19 protein-coding genes are annotated in these 22021 nt (G+C 47.3%); 12 read left to right on the top strand and 7 right to left on the bottom strand.

The genetic code is table 11. The features are described from left to right. Positions 1 to 42: 42 nt before the first annotated feature. Together crcB and G451_RS0107855 are read right to left on the bottom strand one after the other, a co-directional pair. Complete coding sequence (gene crcB / locus G451_RS0107860) at positions 43 to 420, bottom strand: fluoride efflux transporter CrcB (RefSeq protein WP_027183817.1); 378 nt, start codon at positions 418 to 420, stop codon at positions 43 to 45. A gap of 133 nt (positions 421 to 553) precedes the next feature. Then, entirely contained in the window at positions 554 to 847 is a 294-nt protein-coding gene (locus tag G451_RS0107855) for a hypothetical protein (protein ID WP_027183816.1), read from the bottom strand. 226 nt (positions 848 to 1073) lie between these two features. Here G451_RS0107855 and G451_RS0107850 point away from each other — a divergent pair, with 226 nt between their 5' ends. Then, positions 1074 to 1391: a hypothetical protein gene (locus tag G451_RS0107850; protein ID WP_027183815.1), complete on the top strand. Its 318-nt coding sequence runs from the start codon at positions 1074 to 1076 to the stop codon at positions 1389 to 1391. A gap of 66 nt (positions 1392 to 1457) precedes the next feature. On the opposite strand, the gene G451_RS0107845 is transcribed toward G451_RS0107850, so the two are convergent. Beyond that, positions 1458 to 2438 (bottom strand): DMT family transporter, encoded by a 981-nt coding sequence (locus G451_RS0107845; RefSeq protein ID WP_084448445.1) that lies wholly within the window; start codon positions 2436 to 2438, stop codon positions 1458 to 1460. 365 nt (positions 2439 to 2803) lie between these two features. Between G451_RS0107845 and G451_RS0107835 the strand changes: the two genes are divergently transcribed. Then, positions 2804 to 4906, top strand: a complete 2103-nt coding sequence (locus tag G451_RS0107835) for a response regulator (RefSeq protein ID WP_027183812.1) — start codon at positions 2804 to 2806, stop codon at positions 4904 to 4906. Positions 4907 to 4951: 45 nt separating this feature from the next. Next, on the top strand, positions 4952 to 6133 hold the full coding sequence (locus G451_RS0107830) for an HD domain-containing phosphohydrolase (protein WP_027183811.1): 1182 nt from the start codon (positions 4952 to 4954) through the stop codon (positions 6131 to 6133). 52 nt (positions 6134 to 6185) lie between these two features. Here the strand turns inward: G451_RS0107830 and G451_RS32455 are convergent, their stop codons facing one another. Then, positions 6186 to 7616 (bottom strand): PAS domain-containing sensor histidine kinase, encoded by a 1431-nt coding sequence (locus tag G451_RS32455; protein ID WP_051261279.1) that lies wholly within the window; start codon positions 7614 to 7616, stop codon positions 6186 to 6188. Positions 7617 to 8013: 397 nt separating this feature from the next. Here G451_RS32455 and G451_RS0107820 point away from each other — a divergent pair, with 397 nt between their 5' ends. Continuing rightward, a complete protein-coding gene (locus G451_RS0107820; protein ID WP_027183810.1) occupies positions 8014 to 9753 on the top strand; it encodes a phosphoenolpyruvate carboxykinase (ATP) in 1740 nt (579 codons plus the stop codon). Between the two features lie 50 nt (positions 9754 to 9803). On the opposite strand, the gene G451_RS32450 is transcribed toward G451_RS0107820, so the two are convergent. Continuing rightward, positions 9804 to 12467 (bottom strand): diguanylate cyclase, encoded by a 2664-nt coding sequence (locus G451_RS32450; RefSeq protein WP_027183809.1) that lies wholly within the window; start codon positions 12465 to 12467, stop codon positions 9804 to 9806. Between the two features lie 191 nt (positions 12468 to 12658). Next, a complete protein-coding gene (locus G451_RS28280; protein ID WP_245587791.1) occupies positions 12659 to 13339 on the bottom strand; it encodes a Mut7-C ubiquitin/RNAse domain-containing protein in 681 nt (226 codons plus the stop codon). Between the two features lie 335 nt (positions 13340 to 13674). On the opposite strand from G451_RS28280, the gene G451_RS0107805 reads away from it, so the two are divergent. The 8 genes from G451_RS0107805 (at position 13675) to G451_RS0107765 (ending at position 21321) form a co-directional block, all read left to right on the top strand. Continuing rightward, positions 13675 to 14208, top strand: a complete 534-nt coding sequence (locus tag G451_RS0107805) for a hypothetical protein (protein ID WP_027183808.1) — start codon at positions 13675 to 13677, stop codon at positions 14206 to 14208. 10 nt (positions 14209 to 14218) lie between these two features. Further along, positions 14219 to 15442, top strand: coding sequence for a bifunctional phosphopantothenoylcysteine decarboxylase/phosphopantothenate--cysteine ligase CoaBC (gene coaBC / locus G451_RS0107800; RefSeq protein WP_027183807.1), 1224 nt, complete (start codon positions 14219 to 14221; stop codon positions 15440 to 15442). After that, on the top strand, positions 15424 to 16260 hold the full coding sequence (locus tag G451_RS0107795; protein ID WP_027183806.1) for a hypothetical protein: 837 nt from the start codon (positions 15424 to 15426) through the stop codon (positions 16258 to 16260). Before coaBC ends, G451_RS0107795 begins: the two co-directional genes overlap by 19 nt. 72 nt (positions 16261 to 16332) lie before the next feature. Then, a complete protein-coding gene (locus G451_RS28275) occupies positions 16333 to 17763 on the top strand; it encodes an NfeD family protein (protein WP_245587790.1) in 1431 nt (476 codons plus the stop codon). Between the two features lie 25 nt (positions 17764 to 17788). Beyond that, on the top strand, positions 17789 to 18547 hold the full coding sequence (locus G451_RS0107785) for a slipin family protein (protein WP_034641337.1): 759 nt from the start codon (positions 17789 to 17791) through the stop codon (positions 18545 to 18547). A 219-nt stretch (positions 18548 to 18766) separates the two neighbouring features. Next, entirely contained in the window at positions 18767 to 19774 is a 1008-nt protein-coding gene (locus G451_RS0107775; protein WP_027183803.1) for an NAD-dependent epimerase, read from the top strand. A 215-nt stretch (positions 19775 to 19989) separates the two neighbouring features. Continuing rightward, positions 19990 to 20280, top strand: coding sequence for a GAK system XXXCH domain-containing protein (locus G451_RS0107770; protein ID WP_027183802.1), 291 nt, complete (start codon positions 19990 to 19992; stop codon positions 20278 to 20280). Positions 20281 to 20526: 246 nt separating this feature from the next. Beyond that, positions 20527 to 21321, top strand: a complete 795-nt coding sequence (locus G451_RS0107765) for a ParA family protein (protein ID WP_027183801.1) — start codon at positions 20527 to 20529, stop codon at positions 21319 to 21321. Between the two features lie 130 nt (positions 21322 to 21451). Here the strand turns inward: G451_RS0107765 and G451_RS0107760 are convergent, their stop codons facing one another. Continuing rightward, positions 21452 to 21880, bottom strand: coding sequence for a hypothetical protein (locus G451_RS0107760; RefSeq protein WP_027183800.1), 429 nt, complete (start codon positions 21878 to 21880; stop codon positions 21452 to 21454). Positions 21881 to 22021 lie beyond the last annotated feature (141 nt).

Genomic DNA, 22021 nt, shown 5'->3' with positions numbered 1-22021 from the left:
AACCACCTCCTCAACGACAATAGGATCAGTCTATAGCATAAATTAAATGATACGGCCCGCAGCAAGTCCCAAAAGCAATGCGGCAAAACCGGCGAATGATTGTCCGAAAAAATTCAGGCCAGCACGAAGAAGTTCCTGATCTCGAAGCAATTGATTCGTTTCGAAAATAAAGGTGGAAAATGTGGTAAAAGCTCCCATGAAGCCCGTCAAAATAATGATTCGCGTTTCTGGTCGAATCATATAGCGATCTTCGGCCAACGACCAGACGAGACCAAACAGAAAGCATCCCATCGTATTCGCTGCGGCCGTTCCCCATGGGAAATTCCGCCCCATGAAGGAATGGACCACAGAACCGATTCCATATCGAGACAACGCACCAAGGCTGCCAGCCAGACCAATAAGCACTATCTTTTGTATCACGTCGCTTCTCCCTGCGTCCGACCGAACTCTTCGGACGGGTTTGTTGCGACAGTATTCCCCTTTGCACCGAACTGCAAATGACCACGCTCACCAAGCAACGCTCCGTCTTTTCTCAGGGGACACGTCTCTATGTTTAAAAATCGGCCGCAATGAGAACAAGAACGACATAAAACGCTGCTGCAGAGAACAAGAAACGATTACACCGACGCAAAAATACTGACCGCTTCTTTAAAAGAAACGCTTCCATTTCACTCCGATCGGAAGAACCATCGTCCATATGCGGTAATTTGGAAAGGTAACAATTCATATAGTTCGTTTCGGACAACAACAGCAAATACATGCGCGGCCGAAAATAATAGAAATAATACACAATAAACACAGCGGCATAGAGCACAAATAAAATCATAACCCAAGAAAGGCTCACCATACTCGTCTCCTTGATTACTTTCCTATCTCACCAGCAATAGGCTCTCTCGAAACACTCAACTCACTAACTTGAAAGCTGGTCTCGGGCAAGCCAAGTCTCAAGTATACCACGTTCTCTCACGCCTGATTGACCGTTCTTTTTCCTTCCAGTTGACCTTCAGCCAAAAAGTACTATTATACATTTTTGCAAATACTCATTCAAAACAACCTGTTTCAGTGAGGTTCCCGTGCAGGACAACGACCCCCGTTTTCGTAAAATAGGTGACATGATGGAAAAGCTTGGACTGGGCATTACCCATGCCCACGAAGATATGCTGTTTATCATGCACAATCACTTTCTCTTTCAACTTGGCGACGATATCGATGGCCCGGCCATAGCATATCTCAATATTGAGAACACTCCTGAAGAAAACGATGCATTCCTCGCCGCCTTGGCCGATGAAGCCGAAAAAGTCGAGCTCAAAATGGAAAATGGCGGCCTCTATCGCATCAAAGAAGCCGGCAAAGGAAACAACCTGGAACTTGAATTCAATCCGTCCAAATAAATGACGGTCCCCCGGTTCCCGAAGGAAAAGAAAGATACGGTCCATCCGTATCACGAAGAAATGCAATCAACGATTGCTATTTTCGTCTTTTCCTTCGGTTGCCGATTTTCTCTTCCCACCATTTCCATCGCGCACACCATCCCATACGGTGAGTAACACACTCCCTAATATAAGACCGGCTCCAACATATCCCGTATAATCAAAATGTTCCCCGAACCAAAAGTACGCGACGACGGAGGCAACAACTGGTTCCATCGTTGCAACGACTGATGCTCTGGTGGCTTCAAGATGCTTCAAGCCGGCGTAATAGACCGAATACGCTCCATAGGTAGACACAAATGCAATACCGATGCAGGCGATGAAAGATTCGGGATTGGGAATGGAAAACGAACAAAACGGCGCTAAAGCAAGAGCTCCAACAGGCATGGCATACGCAAGAAGTGTCGGAGTTTTGTAACGGCTAAGAAATTTTTTCCCAAAAATATAATATAACGCATACGAAAATCCCGACAATAAACCGAAAACAATGGCGGCTGTCGTAAACGTCAACGACGCATGTCCAAAGAGGTTCGGTCCAAAACTGACCAACGCGACTCCGACAATCGTTGTCGCAACTGCAGCTATTTTCAAAACCGTCATGCGCTCTTTCAGAACGCAATACGACAACAACGCGACCCAGGCCGGAGCTGTATACAATAAGACTGAAGCCAGAGCTGCACCACCTTCACGCACTGCCACGACATAAAATCCGAACAAACCGGCGATCCCGCAAATGCCAAAAGCAAATATGATGGGAATATCCGCCTTATAAATACGAACTTCCTTGATGACACAGGCGTGAACGGCATACATGACGAAAGCGAGTGTCGTACGCCAAAATCCGACGTCCACTGTTCCCATGCCTTGTGAAAAGGCATACTTGGATAACGGTCCTATTAGCCCCCACATAATTGCAGCCAAGAAGACATAACAATACGCGAGGGCGATTTGACGGCTCTCAGTCCGAGGGGCGTTTGTGATACGACTTGGAACAGCACTTTCGCTCATGGTGTTTCTCCAGAAACATTGTTTTCAGCCCTTATACAGCCTGCTGCGAAGGGACTGTCTCTGCCATAATCTGAACGAGCTCACAATACTGAATAATTCGAAAGGGAATAAGGAAGGAAATTCAGTTCTCTTCTTGCAGAAAACATACAGGGAGCGTAATCAGAACCTGTGTTTTGTTATTTCTTCAATTCGATATGCTAACTTTGCATGGCATATGAGGTGGAGACAAACAATATCATGGAGATTAGAATTTGCACAAACATTGCTCACTGGCTCTACAGGCGAGGGATATCCAGGGGATGCGAAGAAAAAGAACGGCTTCGCGTACTCAAAATACGAAGCAAACAGTTCCATAGGGTATTTCTATGGATGAGCAAGTAACGATCCTCATTGTGGACGATGATGAAACGAATCTCTTCCTTCTCGCTGCCATGGCTCGTCGTGTTCCCGGCGTCCACGTGCTTATGGCTCAATCCGGCTTGGAGGCATTGTCTATCCTGAAAGAACATGATTGTGCGTTGGTTTTGCTTGATGTCATGATGCCGGGAATGGACGGATTTGAGACAGCAGAACATATCCGAACGGGAGAGCGCAACCAAGATGTTCCTCTTATTTTTGTTACTGCCGTCAATACATCTGAGCGCCATGTATTTAAAGGATATGAGACTGGGGCAGTTGATTACCTGTTCAAACCCGTCGTGACAGAAACACTCTGTGCTAAAATCCGCATTTTTGTTGAACTTTACCAAAAGCGTCTCGCTCTTACCCGCGCCCTTGAAGCCTCGCGGCAACAAACGACCTATACAGACGCATTGCTTGAAGCTGCCCGAATGGTTTTGCATTCAGTGGATTTTCCCACCGCGGCACGTAAAATTTTTGATTTGTGTCGCAATCTCATTGGCGCAACGTCCGGTTTCGTTGGACTGATGTCTGCTTCGGGCGAAGAAAACGAAATTCTATTTTTCGAAAACGGTGAACAGCAATGTGATGTCGACCCAACGTTGCCATTTCCCATCCGCGGCCTCCGTGCACATGCCTATACCCAATTGCGCGCCACATATGAAAATAATTATGAACAGAGCCAGTGGGCATCAGAATTACCTGCAGGGCATATTGCCCTCAACAATGTTCTGTTCGCTCCGCTCCTCTTTAACAATATGCCTGTTGGCATCATCGGGTTAGCCAACAAACCCGATGATTTTACTGACAAAGACGCGGGCTTAACAACGGCTTTTGGCGATTTTATCGCGATGTCTCTCCGCAATTCAGAGTTACTTGAGTCGCTCCGTACGAGTAAGAGAGATCTTTCTCGCGCTGAAGCCGCAGCGCATCTCGGCAGTTTTGTTGTGGACCCGAGTACGCAGCAAACCCTATGGAGTGATGGACTGTTTTCGCTTTTCGGCCTTGAAGCCGGCGATGTTGACATGAGTGTCAACGGCTTAATCAACTTGATCGACGATCCGTATAAAGATTCAGTACGCCGACTTTTTGAAATAGCACGAGAAAAAGGAGTCGGTGGGCAAGCGGAATTTTCCATACAGTTCGATTCCGATCAGCTCCGCCATTTTGTGCTGATAATAGATGTCGAAAGCACTTCCTCCGGATCACGCATCATCGTCACCTGTCAGGATATCACCGAACGAAAATCCATGGAGCGCAGCCTGGTTGCCTCGCAAAAACTTGATGCTGTCGGCCACCTGGCAGGAGGCGTGGCCCACGAAATCAACACGCCTATTCAGTATGTTTTCAACAATATCAACTTTCTCCAACGCTCGTTCACGCAACTTGTCGACTATATCAATCAACCACAAAATATGGCACAAGATGACAAACCACGCGCTTTGCAACAAGCAATGACAGAAATCCCTTCCGCTTTGAACGATATTCGTGACGGCATGACCCGTGTATCAACCATTGTTACGGCCTTACAGCAATTGACCCCAAAAAAACGCGACGTGCGACGACCAGTCGATATCAACGACCTCATTCGCAATATCATCACGTTGTCAGAAGGGACATGGCGAGAACACACACAGGTGGAATTAGAATTGGAAGAGAATATCCCTGAAGTCATCTGTTCATCACCTGAAATAAGCCAAGCCATTCTCAACATTTTCATCAACGCGGTCCAGGCTGTATCCGGCATGCATGACGTCCAATCAGGCTGTATCCGTGTTTGCACTCGAAAAAACCGTGAACGCGTGGAAATACATGTCATGGACAATGGGCCCGGTATTCCTCCTGAGGCAGCAGATTTTATATTCAATCCATTCTTTACAACGAAAGATGTTGGAGTCGGCGTCGGCCAGGGATTATCACTGGCATATAATATAATTCAAAGTCATAATGGCACGATTGACTTTACCACTGATCTTCATACTGGGACGAATTTCATCATCTCTCTTCCTCTTATAGAGGGACAGGAGCAAAACGAGCAAGACGTCGCTCACAAAAAAGAGAATGATTGACCAGTATTCCAATTGCCATATTGATCTTTTGATTGCGAGGATATGATGAACAAATCCATCCTTTTTGTAGACGATGACCCACTTATTTTGTCCTCATTTCGGCGGAGTTTGTCCGATGAATATACCATTGAAACCGCCGATGGTCCTGAAGCGGCCTTGGCAATTCTCCGCAAAAAACGATTTGCCGTTGTGGTCTCGGATCTCAAAATGCCTGGTATGGATGGCATTACGTTCCTCGAAAAAGTTTATCGTTTGAGCAAAGAGACAACACGTATCATCCTCACCGGGTTCGCCGATCTCGAAGTAGCCATCAATGCCGTCAACAGAGGGCATATCTTTCGTTTTCTCGTGAAGCCCTGTCAGGACCAAGATCTCCGAAACGCTCTCAATTCTGGGTTGGAACAGCATCGTCTTATCGTCTCGGAACGCGTTCTTCTTGAACGTACACTCAAAGGCGCTATCGAAGTCCTTACGGAAACCCTGTCTTTGGTGAATCCCGAAGCCTTCGGTCGCTCAATGAGAATCCGTCGTTTCGTCCATGTTATTGCCAGCCAAATGTTTACAAGCGGTCTCTGGCAATATGAAATTGCGGCAATGCTCTCGCAAATCGGCTGCGTCCTTCTTCCTGGTCAAGCCATTGAAAAGATTGCTCTGGGGCAAGTATTGAGCCCATCTGAACGACAACTCTATGATATGGTTCCTGAGATCGGCCGTGGTCTCGTACGCCATATCCCCCGGTTAGGCACGATCGGACGCATGATTGCATACCAACGTAAAAATTTCGATGGAAGCGGTATCCCCATTGATGATGTCGCGGGTGAAGATATTCCACTTGGGGCACGCATTCTGCGGGTTGCCATTGACTTTGAAGAAGAGATGAGCAAACGGCATGACAACTGGGGGACATCCTTTCTTGCTTTGGAAGATACAGACAATAAATACGATCCCCAAGTTCTCTACTTCCTGGAATGCGCTTTGGGCGTAGAAGCCAGATTCACCAAAGAACAATTACCTGTTGGAGAACTACGGCCAGGCATGATTCTCAATCATGACATTATGTCGAATTCCGGTGTTCTTCTGGCCCGTAAAAGCCTTGAGGTCAGCAAGATCATGCTCGCACGGCTGAGCAACTTCAAAAAACAAGGTGGTCTGATCGAACCTATTGAAGTCCTCATTCCTATTCCAGTCATTCCCACAGCACAGCAAGCCGGGGACGAAGACGACTGATTGTGCCTTACGATCACGCGATGTCGATTGGAGAAGCAGAGGAGAGCATCGTTTATGCCACTTCGAGTGGAAGAGAAACAATAAACGTCGCCCCATGACCGAATTCTGACTCAACCCAGATAGCCCCACCATAATGCTCTATTATCTGGCGGCAAATCGCTAACCCCAGTCCAGTACTTTGCGACCGAACCATATCCGAGGAACGCGTTTGGCTCTGATAAAATGGTTCAAATACACGCTCAAGTTCATCATGCTTAATGCCTGTCCCACTATCCTGAACCCGAACTTCCGCCATATTTTCCTGACGTACGACCGACACACAAATCTCCCCAGGCCCTGAAAATTTTCGTGCATTGGAAAGAAGATTGAGAAATACTTGACGAATACGGTCTGAATCAGCCTGAATAACCAGTTCGTGCGGATACATGGCGGAGAATTTTACCCGAGACCGATCATCTCCTTCCTCAAACACCGTCAGAATTGCTGCGCGCATTTCCTCTACGACATTGACATCTTGAAACTTCCAGTCATTCCTTCCTGATTCGATCTTGGTTAAATCTAATAAATCATTAACCAATCTTGTCAGGCGTTTGCCTTCACTCTCAATAAGCAGAACGTTCTCAAGCAATGTTTCAGCGCGTTGACGTAAGACTGGATCACCTTCAACAAGTGGAAGAAAATATCTACGGAATCGTTTGACCACAATACTTGCAAACCCCAACACCGATGTGAGTGGCGTACGAAGCTCATGTGACGCCGAGGATAAGAATTCACTTTTCCGCTTATCGAGAGCTTGAAGCCGAGTGTTCAGTCGTTGAAGCTCGACAGTACGTTTTTCCACTTCCCGTTCCAATTCTTCCTTGGATCGGCGCATAGCTTCTTCCGCCTGCTTGCGCAAAGTAATATCATGCGCAGAGGCGTGGAGGAGTTGATCCCCCTTGAGCCATATCGGTACCAAGGTCACTTCTGCAAAAAATGTCGTGCCATCATACCGCTTGCACTGCCATTCAAAGCGGCAGACACCTTCTCTATAAGCTGTCGCATTGTATTCGGCTGCCGCCTCAAAAGAAAGCCGCCCATCAGGTTGATATTCCGGAGCAAAATCGCCAGGATTGGAATTCATAAACTGCTCTTTACTTTGAACCCTAAATTCCCTGAGCGTTGCTTTATTACATTCGACAAATCTTCCATCTTGAATAAGTGATATTGGCCCGGAAGATCCTTCAAACAATGCTCGAAATGTCTTCTCGCTTTCCCGCAGAATTGCATCCTGCCGGTCACGCTTCTGCTCATAACGAGACAGTAATATCCATAACATCGCTGATGTTGTTAGAATGAAAAACCAGCCTTTGAGAGTACTGACAAATACCAACATTTCAGTTGTTGGAAAAAAGAGTGCCGCCAACTTATCGGAGAAAAGAATCCATAGTGCACCGAACAGCGCATATAATCCTACAATTTTTTTGATTTTAAGAGTAATCATTTCTGTTCCGGCGCGTGTTACAAAAGTTCAATATAGAACCAAACTCTCTCGCAATAAATTTGATCAAGTCATAACAAATTTATTGGCATTACCATTTCAAACCTGTCAATGTTTATCCACTTTTTTTCTTTCAGGCACTGCTTTCTTCCGTAATAAATATTAAAATGAATTCAATTATTATTATTCATTGAAAAATATCCAAAGTATACGTTAGATACTGACGGCATCACGTTTTTGTTTCTATAATCCTGCGAAACTCGTCTGACACCTTTTCGTCAGCTTTCAAGGAATAATCAAGAACTCAACACCTACGCCCAATACTGATCGGGCTACCGTTTTCTCTACACAAACCGCCTCAGTCAGAAAACAGCGCCAATGTCCAAAGGAGATCGTCACAATGGCAAGCCAATCCAGTTATGAATATTATAAGAACGCTATCCCGACCATGCCGCCGTTGCGAGCTATGGCGGAAACTCTGCTTTGCGATCCTCGCATACGCACCGTCGATGCAGCAGAAGCCTATCGTCTCGCGCAGAATCAATCCGATGTCATGATGACGGATATGCCCATCTACCCACCGGCTGCTAAACGTCTCGGTCTTCCTGAGGGTGCTCGTGTCCCCAATAATTGTCATGGTCGGGTTGTCGGCAGAACAGCCAAGGCTATACGGTATTACAATAGGCTGTCCGGGGCCGAACAGCGCAAAGTTCTCGGTGACGTGCGTGAAGCGGTTTTCGAGATGCGACCTCGTCCACTCATCAAAGCAGAAGCTATCATCGGGCTTGATCGAGACCTCATGATCAAAGCAAGCTTCATCACCACCGAAGACGATGCCGTCAACGTTTTCAACTGGCTCGTCAATTTCACACCATATCAAGAGTTGGCCCAAATCTACGAATCCAGCCCCAAGCTCCCCATCCAGGATATCATCGTCGTGGCGGACAATGCCTGGGATTTGGACGATGAATACTATCACAAGCAGGGGCAACGTATGCTTGCTCTTGTCGACGAGCAGGCCAATGTTATCTTCAACTTCGGCATGCGGTATTTCGGAGAACGAAAGAAGGGGACGCTGACCTTGGCCTGGACTTCCGGTATGCGTCTGAATATGGCCGCATGTCATGGTGGCATCAAAGAACTCGACTTCAGCTCCTGTTCTGACCCCGCAGCCCAAAAAGCTGGAAAGCGTTCCATCGCATTCTTCGGTCTTTCGGGAACCGGAAAATCTTCACACACAAATGCAAGCGACAATGCCGGCACATTGCCCGAAGGGTTCAACAAAGTTGTCCTTCATGACGATGCATTTCAAATTGACTGTAAAAACAAGGTGTGCCGTGTATGGGAACCCACGCTGTTTGATAAAACCGATTCCCGCTCGCTGGATCATCCGGACTGGCCGTATGTCATTTCCGTCATGAACCACGCCATCCTCGAAGTCGAAGGGAAAAAGCTCCCCCTTGGTCACGACTTGCGTAATCCCAATGGACGCGCTCTACTTGATCGGGATCTTCTTGGGACGTCAGTGAATCGATGCGATTTTCCTCACATCATGGTTTGGCTTATGAAGGACACCTGTCTGCCGCCTATCCTCAAATTCTCTAAACGATCTCTTGCCGTGGCCATGGGGGCTTCCCTTATGACCAAACGCAACATGGCCGAAAACGTTTCCGAAGAGGAATTACAACAACTCGTCTTTGTTCCGTATGCCAACCCATTTCGCGTCTATGAGCTTTGGAAAGACGTTGAGGCTTTTCTGAATGTTTTCGAACATGGGGCCACAGGATACTGCTTTAATTCCGTCGGATTCTGGAAATCTTCTGATACCGAGCTGACATCAATTCCCCTTCAGACATCACTGACATTACAAACGGCGATCTTGCTCGATCAGCTTGAGTGGGAGGACTGGGATATCATTCAGGGTGCACAGTTGCCGACGAAAGAATCCATTGAAGCAATTCTTCCTGGATATTACGATCGCTATAATCCAGCCGATGTGCAGAATAAAGCAACCTACATTGCCACACTCAACGACCGATTCAAGCAGCGTCGGACATTCCTTCAAAATTCCGATCTTCACGAAAAACCAACCCTGCTGGCGAAACTCATTCACACTCTCAAACTGAAAGATAACCTCTAAGACATTGATCGTTTCAGGAGGAGTGGAAGAAAAGAAAAGCCAAAAACAACTTACTCGTTTTCAATCTCGGGATAGACAACACGGTCTCGGCCTGAGGATTTGGCTTTAAGAAGAAGATCATCAGCATAGAGCACAACATTATCCAAATCGTGGCCGTGTTGCGGAAACACGGCCACTCCAACCGAAACCGTGATTGGACCCAAGTTTGTATCCTTATATTGAAACGAAAGATTCTTGATTTGTCGGCGTAAACTCTCGGCACGCAGAATAATATCTTCCAAATCGATTTCGGGCAGTAGAATAAGAAACTCTTCCCCCCCGTAGCGGAAGGCCGTGTCCTCTTCTCGAATATTATCGTTAATGAACCCTCCGACTTGCTTCAGGATGTAATCCCCGGCGTCATGTCCGTAGGTATCATTAAAGAGTTTGAACTTATCGATATCCATGAAAATGACACCAATTGTACGCTGATGTCGTTTAGCGCGCTGACCTTCCCGGTCAATGACCTCTTTGAGGTAGCGTCTATTGTACAAATTCGTCAGGGGGTCTCGCACATTTTGCTGCAAAAGTTTTTCACGGAGCAAAATATTGGCTATCGCCAGTGCAATGTGGTCAGCGACGTCGACAGCAAGTTCATGAGTGGACCGATGTTCGTGTTCATCACGCAACGCTGTTTTCAGACTGCGTACTTGAAAAACCCCGTGCGTCATATTGTAGCCTCGCAGAGGGATACAAAATACGATTTCCTCTGGACGAGAAAAATTTTCGCAGAGGTGTTTTTTTTCAAATCGAAGACCGATTGCATCGTGCTGAGTCAATGCTCGACAGCTCTTGACGTCAATCAACGGTTCCTCCGAAGGAGTATCGCCAAACTCGTGAATATTGACGAGTTGTTCTCCCCCCTCAACACGTAAATAGAGGGCACCGGAATTTTCGGGGAATAACGCAGCAAGCCCGTCTTGCAGTACGCTACAGAGATCGGCCATGTTCGCGCAGGCCTGAAGCTGAGCACTCATCGTATTGAGCCGGGCAACCAGTTCATTACGATGCTCAAGTATTTTAACGAGAGCGGCAAGCTGTGATGTTCGTTCGGCAACGCGCACCTCAAGATCCTTCTTTGCCTGGTGAAGCGCCTTATAGGCAGCGATTCTATCCGTCACGTTTTCAATATGCCCCTCAACCCCACAAAATTGATTTGTATCGTCCTTGACGGGAAGGGCAGAAATGCGCCCCCAGAGTGTCGGTCCATTACGTGTTTGGAGTAACACTTCAAATCCGGTGACGGCGTGTCCTTCGCGAAGGCAACTCAAAAAGGCATCGGCATGCTGTTCATGCGTAAAGCTTTGTAGAAATAATCGATAAGGGCTTCTCAAGAATTGCGAAATGTCATCATACCCGAACATATGCGCCATGGCAGGGTTTGCCTCGACAAGAAGGCCTTGCTCATCCAGCCGAAATACCCCTTCAAGTGTTTTTTCTATAAATCGGCTCAATCGGCATTGTGCTATTGAAATTTCGTCAAAACTTGATTTCAGGTTATGACGCATGGTTTCAAAGGATTGTGCCAACAAACCCACTTCATCATGCCCCGTACAATTTATGGGGCTCTCGAAATCACCGCCGGCAAGTCGAGTCGCAGCGTCTGCCAACTCCGTAATCGGGGCGATCATTCGTTGAAGCAACCCCCTGACGATCAACACAAGAACGATCAGTATCACCATGGAAAGAGCAAAAACAATCCCAATGGAACGCCAAATGAGTTTTTGGAAGAATACATCCGGTATCGTGACACCAAGCATAACGGCATCATGATCAGCTCCCAGAGGAATCATGCTAAAGACATGATATGTTCCAGATGCATGACCTTCCACCACTCCACGATCATTACGAAACGCATCTTGCGCAGCCAGAGCTATCGCATTGAGATCGACTGTGGCAAAGGCCTTAGATGTACGGAACGTCTTATTGCCTTTCGAGTCGGCAAGAAGCATGCCTATGCCATGATCGAATATCATCGATCGCAACCAGGCTGCATTCAAATATTGCACAAAGGTAATCTCAGCATGCTTGGATGTCTTCATTTCCGACTCTACAGAAAAAATCAGGGATTTCCGATACACCAATGCAAGTTCAGACTCTCCCCATACAAGAGAAAACCCTGGAGTGGACTGCTGAATCGCGTGCACAAGTCGATCAGGAGGCAATATCCGTTCGTAACGAATGACGTCTTGAAGGGCAGGGGAGGTGGAATCAAAGTGTTGCCCCCAAAAACCGTTTTCTGTCTGAATCCCGAAGAGTCCACGAGAAAGGAATATTTGGATGTGATCATCGAGAACAATAGCCACGGATTCAATACCGGAATGCTCGGTAAGACTCAAAAAATGACTGAGTGCGGCTTCTTTTTGTGATGTTTTGGACTGGAGACCGAGCATTGCCCAGTCATAGAGTTCACGGAGAAAATCTTCCTGACGTAATCCCAAGAGGACGTGGCCGCGGAACCCCTCGACCGAGAGTTCCAGCCGATTTTCAGCAACGCGAAGTATCTGGTGCAACTCGGAAAAGGCAAGTGTATTTCCAAAGTGGTTCATCACCAAAGAGAACGTCGCGCTACTGAACACAGCGAACAAAACGAGTGCAATCGTAATACAAACGATCAACTTGGACTTAAACCCGACTTGTTCGAAAATACCAGAGCAGAATTGGCGTATCTTCAAAACATATATCCGAAAACAACGAACACTGCCCGATGAATCGCCAACACACTGGTTTGCGGGTATCTATGGGAGAAAGACCGGGAATCCGATCAACGCATAATTTCCGCCAAGAAATGAGAATCGGGCATACAAAACACATTGAAAAGAAATTGTTGTGTTTGCGGCTCCAATACGTCAATCACATGATTTCGTCACGTATTTTTTATAAAAAAGGATTCCGTGCCTTTTGTTCTTTCAATCAGCCCATATCGCTGCAAGCGTTCCAGCATAGCGTCAAAGTGCGATCCCGGCCAATAGAGTGCGTCACACCTCGGACACAGAGAAAAATCATTATAGTAGCGCTTTGTTTTAGGTAAGAGTCGATGGATTACATGTGATTTCGTCGTTCTTTCGAGAAGGGCATTGCACCGAAGACACCGACTGAACAACGCCCACGGTGGGGTCAGACCATATGCACGAACGGTTTCCCCAAGTTGATCCCAAGGATCATTGGCTCGTAGTAGGCGTCCATGGATGACAGCCGATCGTTTGAGTAATCCTCGATCACGTGTGAGAACAATACGAGACTCCTGGAATGATATTTCTGCTAAAGCTGCATCATCGTGTTCAAAAGAGTAACTTGTATCAAAGCCGAGCATACGCAATAGCCCGGCCAGTCGTCCCACATTTGCATCTACAACAAAACGCACAGGACCACGGAGGGCAGGGCGAAGCCGAGTCGATTTTTCTACGTGAATCGGAAAAACGGCTGGTGTAGCAACAATACGATCATGAGGAACGACAATATGATTGAAACCCACAGGCTGCAGGTTAGCAAGCAACCCGAAGACCTCCGTATGCGGAACACCGTAGGACTCCATGACATCTTTCACTGAGGCTCGCCGAGTCACATGAAACGATACTTCAAATGAAGGTGCTCTGACGAGTGGGCAAGTTCCCCATAAAAAATGAGTTGAGCAGTGTGCATTAAGAATAAATAATTGAATTCTTGCCCAATCAGGGCGTTGTAAAGGGTTTTGCTTCATGGCCGCGTCATGCTAGAGTCGCGACAGAATGACGTGACTCTCCAGCATATACCATCAATACAACCAAATGTGCAAAAACTAACGGCTGCTGACGGCCTTACGCGTGTAAAATTCACGTTCCGGCCTTGCCTTTGTTGAATTGGACCTATTTTCGCTGCTAGTCCCCAACCTGGGAGAAATTCATGCGTTTTTTGACGTCCTGTCTTGCCATAACTCTTGCTGCTAGTTTGTGTGGCTGCGCTATGTCGAATCCGTCGGCAGTTGATACACCGACGGAAAATACTCAAACCACCGAAAGTGAAAACAATGACGGAGGCATTTACTTTGCCGATTTCACGGATATTCCCATTCCCAAAGAAATGAGTGTCGATCACCAGAAATCGCTCGTCATCGGAACACTTTCACGACAAACCGGCGTGCTCGTTTTGACCGGTCGAGTCAATGCACCGTCCTTGTACCGTTTTTACTACGACACCATGCCTGGTCAGGGATTTACGCTGCGCGGCTTTTTCAAACACGCCAAGAGCCTGATGATTTTTGAGAAACAGGGCAAGGACGTTATTATTCTTGTAGATGAAGGCACCATTAGCACCACGGCGGAAATTTGGGTTGTCCTTCGCTCAGACACCAATGACACCCCTCTGCAATCTTCGTCTATTCCCAAGGCCATACCGCAAAACTCGTATTCCACGTCTAATGGCAATTCTACCTATTAATAAGGATCATATGAGCGACAACCATCTTACCTTTACCGGATTTCTCGGAAAACGCATCCATATCGGGATTTGTGGTTCGGTCGCCGCTTGTGCGGTTCCCTCGCTCCTGCGCCGGCTTCTCGAAACAGAAGCCGGTGTCGGTGCCACACTGACCGCATCCGGTGAACGTTTTCTGCCAGCACTGACACTTCGCGCCCTTGGGGCCGATCCTGTCTATACAACGCTTTTCGATCACGAAGACGCGGTGTTCGGTCACCTCGCACCGGGCGAATCAGCAGATTGCCTGCTCATTGCTCCTGCAACAGCCAATATTTTGGCCAAAATGGCACATGGCTTGGCCGACGATATGCTTTCCACACAGGCTTTATCTTTTAACCGGTCAATCGTCGTCGCTCCGGCAATGAACCCTCGCATGTGGGATGCTCCTGCAACCCAAGCCAATTGGCAGACATTGCGTGATCGCGGTGTTATTGGGGTAGACCCGGAAGTAGGGCGCGTAGCATGCGGTGATACGGGTCAAGGCAGGCTTGCCGATAGCCGACGTATCCTTATGGCCGTATTACGAGCCATGGCCCCAAAATATCTTGAAGGAAAAAAGATATTTCTCACGTTGGGGCCGACACGTGAATATTTCGATCCGGTCCGATTCTGGTCCAATCCCTCCTCGGGCACCATGGGAGGCGCCCTTGCCGTGGCGGCCTGGATGCTTGGAGCACACGTGACCGTCGCTAGTGGGCCGGTTGATATGTGGCTGCCTGATGGCATTACAGTTCATAAGACACCGACGGCTCAGGCGATGTACGAAGCTGCAATGGACACGTGGCCAGCCATGGATATGGCATGTCTTTGTGCGGCTGTCGCAGATTTTTCGCCAGTTGCGCATGGGGCATCCAAGTTCAAAAAAGAATCGGCATCTGCAGACAATGGTTTGACGGTGCACTTCAACCGAACCAAAGATATTTTACAAAGCCTGGGGGATTCCAAAAAAACGCATCAAAAACTGATCGGCTTTTGCGCAGAGACGGATGATCTTGAAAAACAGGCTGAAGGGAAGCTCCGCAGAAAACATTGCGACCTCATTGTGGGCAATGATATTACGCGGCCTGATGCCGGATTTGGTGTTGCAACAAATCGTGTGTTTGTCCTTGATGCGAAAGGTCGCGCCGAAACGTGGCCCACACTCGCGAAAACAGAGGTTGCCTGGAGAATTTGGGAATGGATCGCCCACCTTTAACCATGCCTGAACATGTCCGCGTCTGGCGCTTGGCCGGCGTGCGAAGTCTCTTTGTTTCTGAAGAAACACGACGAGCCTTTCAGGCTCATCGGAAAGCGGCGGCAGCCCAGGCAGGGCAGAGCGGTCCAGTGCCCTTACGACGTCCCGATCAACAACACGCCCAATCAGCTCCCCCGGAATACGCCCCACCACAACAACGTCTGACGTCAACACGTCCAGCGCCGCCGTCACAACCTTCAGAAGCAACACTGCAGGAGACAGTCCGACGGCCTTCCCCAGTGCAAACACCTGAAAGCCAGTCCAGAACAACGCCGCCGCATCCTTCTCCTTCCACTGAAACGACAGCGGCGCAAACTACACCAATTTCAAACACCACGGAAAACACGGTGTGGGATCGCTATACAGCATTGTTGCCGGAGCGGCCTCGCGTCATTTGGACCTATTGGGAACTCGGTCTTGATCTCCTCGGCAAGGGTGATCCGAGACGAGGAGCTTTATGGCGCAATCTGCGATCCATGGTTCAATGGCCACCCGGATTTCTCGGATTCTGGCCGCTGAGTGCTCTGCAAGGAGGAACGCTCGAAGCAGCGCCACAGAAATTTCTCTCTGGAATCGAATCCATCAACCCCCGCTATATTCTCGTTTTTGGAAAAGCTGGTTTTCATGCACTTTTTCCTCATGACCACTTTACATTGGGAGCGAAACCGGCGCATGGTCGAATTCTCCAAATTCTTCCCGATCCGGAAGAGCTTATAGCCGATGAAGGTGTTGCCATGTCACGCACCGTCCATCTGCTGCGCGCTATTCACTCGGGATAAACGCACGCCATGCTTTGACAAGACCTTCTCATACCAGTCTTTCAGATAAACGGCGTGCCAAGCGAGGCCAGCATGCCATGTGAGCATACGACACCAGATAGGTTTTCGTTCCGCATCTCCATACGGGTGATGTCCTTTTTCATTATCCTCTCCACACTTTTGCTTTCTGTCTCGGCCAGAGCGGCACCGGCTGAAGCTCCTCATGACATCGCAACATCTGAAAAACCTCGAACAACAGTAGACACATTTCACGTGCTTGAATGTGCGATCGATGCAGCAATTACTCCGGCGCAGGTCGATCTGTTGGAGAAGGTTTTTCTTTTAGCCAAAGAGCGCCACGCCGACATGATTCTTCTCCGCCTCGACACTCCTGGTGGATTGGCATCATCCATGCGGGATATGGTCAAACAAATCCTGAATGCCTCAGTCCCCGTTGCTGTTTGGGTCGGTCCCGCCGGTGCACAAGCTGCTTCGGCCGGTGTGTTTCTCGTTGCAGCGGCCGACATTGCAGCCATGAGCCCGCAAACGACTTTAGGATCTGCATCGCCGGTGACATCTTCCGGAGAAGATATCAGCGAAACCATGGCAAAAAAAATTCAGAATGATTTTACAAGCCTGCTTCGTGGTATGGCCAAGCATCGCGGACGTAATGTTGAGTGGTATGTTTCATCCGTCACCAAAAGCGAAAATGTTACAGCCTCGGAAGCCGTTATGGAACGTATTGTCGATCTCTTGGCGATATCGGAAACGGATTTAATGAATCAACTTGGACGCCGAGGAGTACCTATCAACAATACCATGGTCACTTTCGATGAGAACGCCTGGACCATCGAACACGTTGATCCAGGATTTCGTTACCGTGTGTTGTCGTGGTTGCTCGACCCACAAATAGCCTATTTTCTTTTACTTGGCGGCATGGCTGGATTATTTTTTGAATTGGCTACGCCTGGTGCGGTTCTTCCCGGTGTAATCGGAGGTTTGTGTCTTGTGCTTGGTCTGTATTCCATGTCCATCTTGCCAACTTCGGCCGCGGGACTCCTGCTTATTGTCTTTGCAGTTGTGCTTTTCATTCTGGAGCTCTTCATAACAAGTTTCGGCCTCCTGAGCTTGGCAGGACTCATCGGATTATTTCTCGGCTCTTTACTCCTCTTCCGAACAGGGGAGGGGATGTCAACGATTCCTTTATCAACCATCATTGTTACAGTCAGCGGCATGGCCATTATACTTCTTTCCATAGCCACTCTCGCTGCTCGAGCGTTCAGGCGAAAACCACAACTCGGGACAGAAGGCCTCATTGGGGCTCGGGCTGAAATTCGAAAAATTGACGGAGATTCAGGGAAAGTCTTTGTTGCCGGAGAATTGTGGAAAGCGCACTTCCTTAAGACGTCGGATCTCACCAACGGAAGTTATGTCCGTGTCGTTCGCGTCAACGGGCTTGTACTTGATGTCGAACCGGCGACCGATACAAACTCAATCACGTTGCAGCACGCCGAACACCCTTAACGCCCTCGAGGCAGAGGAACTCGTCATGATGACATTTGCTCCACTGTTTATTGTTATTCTTATTCTGCTTTTTGTTTCTCTCAAAGTCCTCAACGAATACGAGCGCGCCGTTGTTTTCAGATTGGGGCGTATTATCGAAGCCAAGGGACCGGGCCTGATTTTTTTAATCCCCATCATTGATCGTATGACCCGGGTATCGTTACGCGTTGTGACCATGGATGTGCCAAATCAAGATGTCATTACCAAAGACAACGTCAGCATCAAAGTCAATGCTGTAGTCTACTTTCGAGTCATCGATCCAAGCAAAGCTATTCTGACGGTGGAAGATTACATGTATGCCACCTCACAACTCGCCCAAACAACCTTACGTAGTGTTTGCGGTGGCGTTGAACTTGATGAAATTTTATCCCACCGCGAAGAAGTCAACGAGCAAATCCAGACGATTCTCGATCTCCACACGGACCCTTGGGGAGTAAAAGTCAGTAATGTTGAGGTCAAATACATTGACTTACCACAAGATATGCAACGCGCCATGGCCAGACAAGCCGAGGCGGAACGTGAGCGGAGAGCGAAAGTGATCGGTGCGGAAGGGGAGTACCAAGCGGCTGCCAAACTGGCAGATGCTGCTGAAATCATCAGCCGCCATCCTGAAGCATTGCAATTGCGATATCTACAAACCATGAAAGAAATGGCTGCGGAAACATCATCTTCGACCATTCTTCCCATCCCACTTGACCTTTTTCGGGGAGTGCTCAATGGCGTGAAGGAAACAACCGGTAAATAAACCACGGATGAGCATTGCACATTTCAACTCTATGACCTGTATTGTGAGATGGTCACAGAGAAGCATATTGTTTTCAGAAGCTGGCTTGTTCAGAGTTTGGAATTGTCCAAAGAAGAAAGGCGAAGGGAAAACGGTCTTATTATATATGCTTTTCTTGGCATTGACCCATACGACGTCTTTCCTTATGCAAACACTTCACATTGAGTAAAGGACAATATCATGAGTATTCTCGTTACCGGAGCGGCCGGCTTTATTGGATATCATGTTTCATCCAGGCTTCTTGCTGATGGACAAGACGTTGTAGGGCTCGATAACTTCAACGACTATTACGACCCAAGTTTAAAAAAAGCGAGGGCAGAGCGACTGCGCTCACATAGCGGTTTTCGTCTTGTAGAAGCCGACATGACCTCTATGGAAGCCGTATCAAATCTTTTCGACATGCATGGCGTCGACAACGTGATACACTTGGCTGCACAGCCTGGTGTCCGATACAGTCTTGAAAATCCACAAGCCTACATTGATGCGAACATAATCGGTTTTTTCAATATTTTGGAAAATGCAAAACGATGTGCAGTGAAGCACTTCACATATGCTTCATCAAGTTCGGTATACGGTTTGAACACCTCCATGCCATTTAGCGTGCATGACAATGTGGATCACCCTATTAGTCTTTACGCAGCAACCAAAAAGTCAAATGAGTTGATTGCCCATACATACAGCCATCTGTACAGACTCCCGTGTACCGGTTTACGTTTTTTTACCGTGTATGGCCCGTGGGGGAGACCAGATATGGCGTTGTTTCTTTTTACCCGCGCTATTTTGGAAAACAAACCCATCACTGTATTCAATAACGGCAAAATGCGTCGTGACTTCACATATATTGATGACATTGTTGAAGGCATCATTCGTGTTCTTGCTCAACCGGCGCAACCGAACCCGAATTGGGACGCCAGTCATCCCGATCCAAGTACAAGTCCTGCACCTTACCGGCTGTATAATATTGGAAATCACAACACAGTTGAACTCGGACATTTTATCGAAGTCATTGAATCATGCCTCGGCATGAAGGCTCAAAAAAATTATTTGCCAATACAACCGGGGGATGTGGAAGCCACCTATGCAAATGTGGATGCCCTCATTGAGAATGTCGGTTTTTCTCCGTCCACTCCTTTGGAAAAAGGCATTCAAGCATTTGTTGATTGGTACAGAGATTACTACGGTGTGTAAGTGCAATCACGTGTTCGCGATACATTTTCTACCTTGTTTAGGAGGGGGGAGGAGGGGAGCATAGAGCCAAAAATAAAATTATGACGAAAATGCAGTAAAGAATGATATGATATGACTCTTACCTGCATAAAAGAGTTGACACATTTTCCGCGGTTTTTTTACAAGAGATCAACATTTCAAACTCGAATACAAGGAAGCCATCCAGGATTGTTGCAATGAATTTCACGGCCCTGAAACAAAATTTGCAAGAGGCATACGACGCCATCGTCGCAAAAATTAACGACAACCAATTGCCGGAAGTTGCAGAGGTAAACACTTTCGTTCGCCTAACAACACAGATGCACATGACGGCAGACGAAGGCTGGGTTGACCAGGCCGAAGATTTCGCCCACCTTGCCACGGAATTTCTTCAAGCTGTTAAGAAAGGGCAACTTGAAGATGCTGTCATGCTGATCGAATCATTGAATGAAGCACAAACATACTGCCATCGCACATTCAAAGATTAAGAACGTTTTTTCCACTCAAGCGCAATGTTTCACGTGAAACATTGCGCTTTTTTTTGCTCTACTCACATTTTCTTTATGATATATTCGCTTTTTCTAAAAAATCCCTTGCACGCATACTCACTTTGAGTGAATATAAGGCTTGTTGAGACTAGTTCATTCAAGGTGACTGCAACGGTGCAGTTTTCACACTGAACATTTATTAATAACCCGTTGTGAGTAGAGAAGAGACGAGGAAGAGGGGGTTTCATGACCAGAATCATCATTGTCGCCAACCAAAAAGGCGGCGTCGGAAAAACAACCACGGCGGTCAATCTTGGAGCTGCCTTGGCTGTCATGGAAAAGCGTACCCTTATTATAGACTGTGACCCTCAAGCGAATGCGTCCAGTGGTTTAGGTATTTATGGCGATGTCATCAGGGAAACCTTGTATAATGTAATGTATGACGCGAATCGTGCCCATCTGGCAATTCACGAAACGGAATTACCCTATTTACATGTATTACCATCAAGTCCAGATCTTGTCGCGGCTGATATTGAATTGGTAGATAAACCGGGAAGAGAGTACTTCTTACGCAGTATAACTGAGACAGTGGCAAAAGAGTATGATTTCGTCTTGCTCGATTGTCCTCCTTCTCTTGGATTAGTTACATTGAATGCACTTTGTGCAGGTACTGAACTTCTTGTTCCTCTTCAATGTGAATACTATGCCTTGGAAGGAATCGCTCAACTTCTCCGTACATTTGAAGCAGTCAAAGAAAATTTCAACCCTCGACTTGATCTACTTGGTGTTGTTTTGACCATGTATGATGGACGAAATAAACTCAATCGTCATGTAAAACGAGAAGTGTGGAAATGCTTTCCTCGCCACCATTTCATGACATTGATTCCACGAAACATTAGACTCTCCGAGGCTCCTAGCTTTGGACGGCCTGCTATTACTCACGATATCAAATCCAAAGGGTCTGAAGCCTATTTGTCTCTTGCCAAAGAAGTGGTTTCGCGCGAGCCCAAAGTTGTTGATGGTTTTATGGCGTGCGCCTGATTGTGTTTCACGTGAAACACAAAAGGGGAGCCGAGCTCCCCTTTTTTATACATAATAAACCTACATGGCGGTGGTCATATATACGCAACAGTTCAATCGTATTGTTGCACCCAATTGTCCATATTGACCTCTATGAAGTCTTTCGTGGCGTGCACTCCACCGCAACGTGTTTCTTGAAATGCTTTTTGGCAACACTGGCATTACACTTCATACAAGTGAAACAAAGGAGACCACCAAGGTTGGCATTCCGCAATCTGAATTTTCGCGGCTCGTCTTCAAGCCAGTTTTCTGTTTGTTGACCACATTGATCGCAGTGAACGTCATACGGCAATTCATAAGCAAAATCCCAATACTCTTTGAATTGCTCAAAATTCTTCATCGGTTCGGGTACTTCTTCCACTGTTTCAGGAGATTTTCCTGTCAATGTGGCAAGAGCAGCATCGAAAATAGGATTGGCCTCTTTCTCAATCGCCATCCATAACTCCGGTGAAATGACAATACCAAGAAGTTTTTGCTTCTCATCGTAGAGAGGTTGAAAATGATTCTTTTGATCGGCCATGGCATCTCCTTTTGACCGTTGAAATAGGTACCACGTTTCGCGTGGATATGGTCCTTTTCTTTTCGAGAGTCAAAGGGTAATGTTACGACACATCTTGTCAAGTTACGAGATATATGACGCGCATATACTGCGCATGGAATG

This window comes from Desulfovibrio inopinatus DSM 10711, assembly GCF_000429305.1.
Classification (GTDB): domain Bacteria; phylum Desulfobacterota; class Desulfovibrionia; order Desulfovibrionales; family Desulfovibrionaceae; genus Alteridesulfovibrio; species Alteridesulfovibrio inopinatus.
This window is presented reverse-complemented; position numbering and strand designations above follow the sequence as displayed.

Coding starts and splice junctions, on each gene's coding strand:
- G451_RS0107855 (WP_027183816.1), bottom strand. CDS start 847: ATGGTGAGCCTTTCTTGGGTTATGATTTTATTTGTGCTCTATGCCGCT.
- G451_RS0107845 (WP_084448445.1), bottom strand. CDS start 2,438: ATGAGCGAAAGTGCTGTTCCAAGTCGTATCACAAACGCCCCTCGGACT.
- G451_RS0107835 (WP_027183812.1), top strand. CDS start 2,804: ATGGATGAGCAAGTAACGATCCTCATTGTGGACGATGATGAAACGAAT.
- G451_RS0107830 (WP_027183811.1), top strand. CDS start 4,952: ATGAACAAATCCATCCTTTTTGTAGACGATGACCCACTTATTTTGTCC.
- G451_RS32455 (WP_051261279.1), bottom strand. CDS start 7,616: ATGATTACTCTTAAAATCAAAAAAATTGTAGGATTATATGCGCTGTTC.
- G451_RS0107820 (WP_027183810.1), top strand. CDS start 8,014: ATGGCAAGCCAATCCAGTTATGAATATTATAAGAACGCTATCCCGACC.
- G451_RS0107805 (WP_027183808.1), top strand. CDS start 13,675: ATGCGTTTTTTGACGTCCTGTCTTGCCATAACTCTTGCTGCTAGTTTG.
- coaBC (WP_027183807.1), top strand. CDS start 14,219: ATGAGCGACAACCATCTTACCTTTACCGGATTTCTCGGAAAACGCATC.
- G451_RS0107795 (WP_027183806.1), top strand. CDS start 15,424: ATGGATCGCCCACCTTTAACCATGCCTGAACATGTCCGCGTCTGGCGC.
- G451_RS28275 (WP_245587790.1), top strand. CDS start 16,333: ATGCCATGTGAGCATACGACACCAGATAGGTTTTCGTTCCGCATCTCC.
- G451_RS0107785 (WP_034641337.1), top strand. CDS start 17,789: ATGATGACATTTGCTCCACTGTTTATTGTTATTCTTATTCTGCTTTTT.
- G451_RS0107775 (WP_027183803.1), top strand. CDS start 18,767: ATGAGTATTCTCGTTACCGGAGCGGCCGGCTTTATTGGATATCATGTT.
- G451_RS0107770 (WP_027183802.1), top strand. CDS start 19,990: ATGAATTTCACGGCCCTGAAACAAAATTTGCAAGAGGCATACGACGCC.
- G451_RS0107765 (WP_027183801.1), top strand. CDS start 20,527: ATGACCAGAATCATCATTGTCGCCAACCAAAAAGGCGGCGTCGGAAAA.
- G451_RS0107760 (WP_027183800.1), bottom strand. CDS start 21,880: ATGGCCGATCAAAAGAATCATTTTCAACCTCTCTACGATGAGAAGCAA.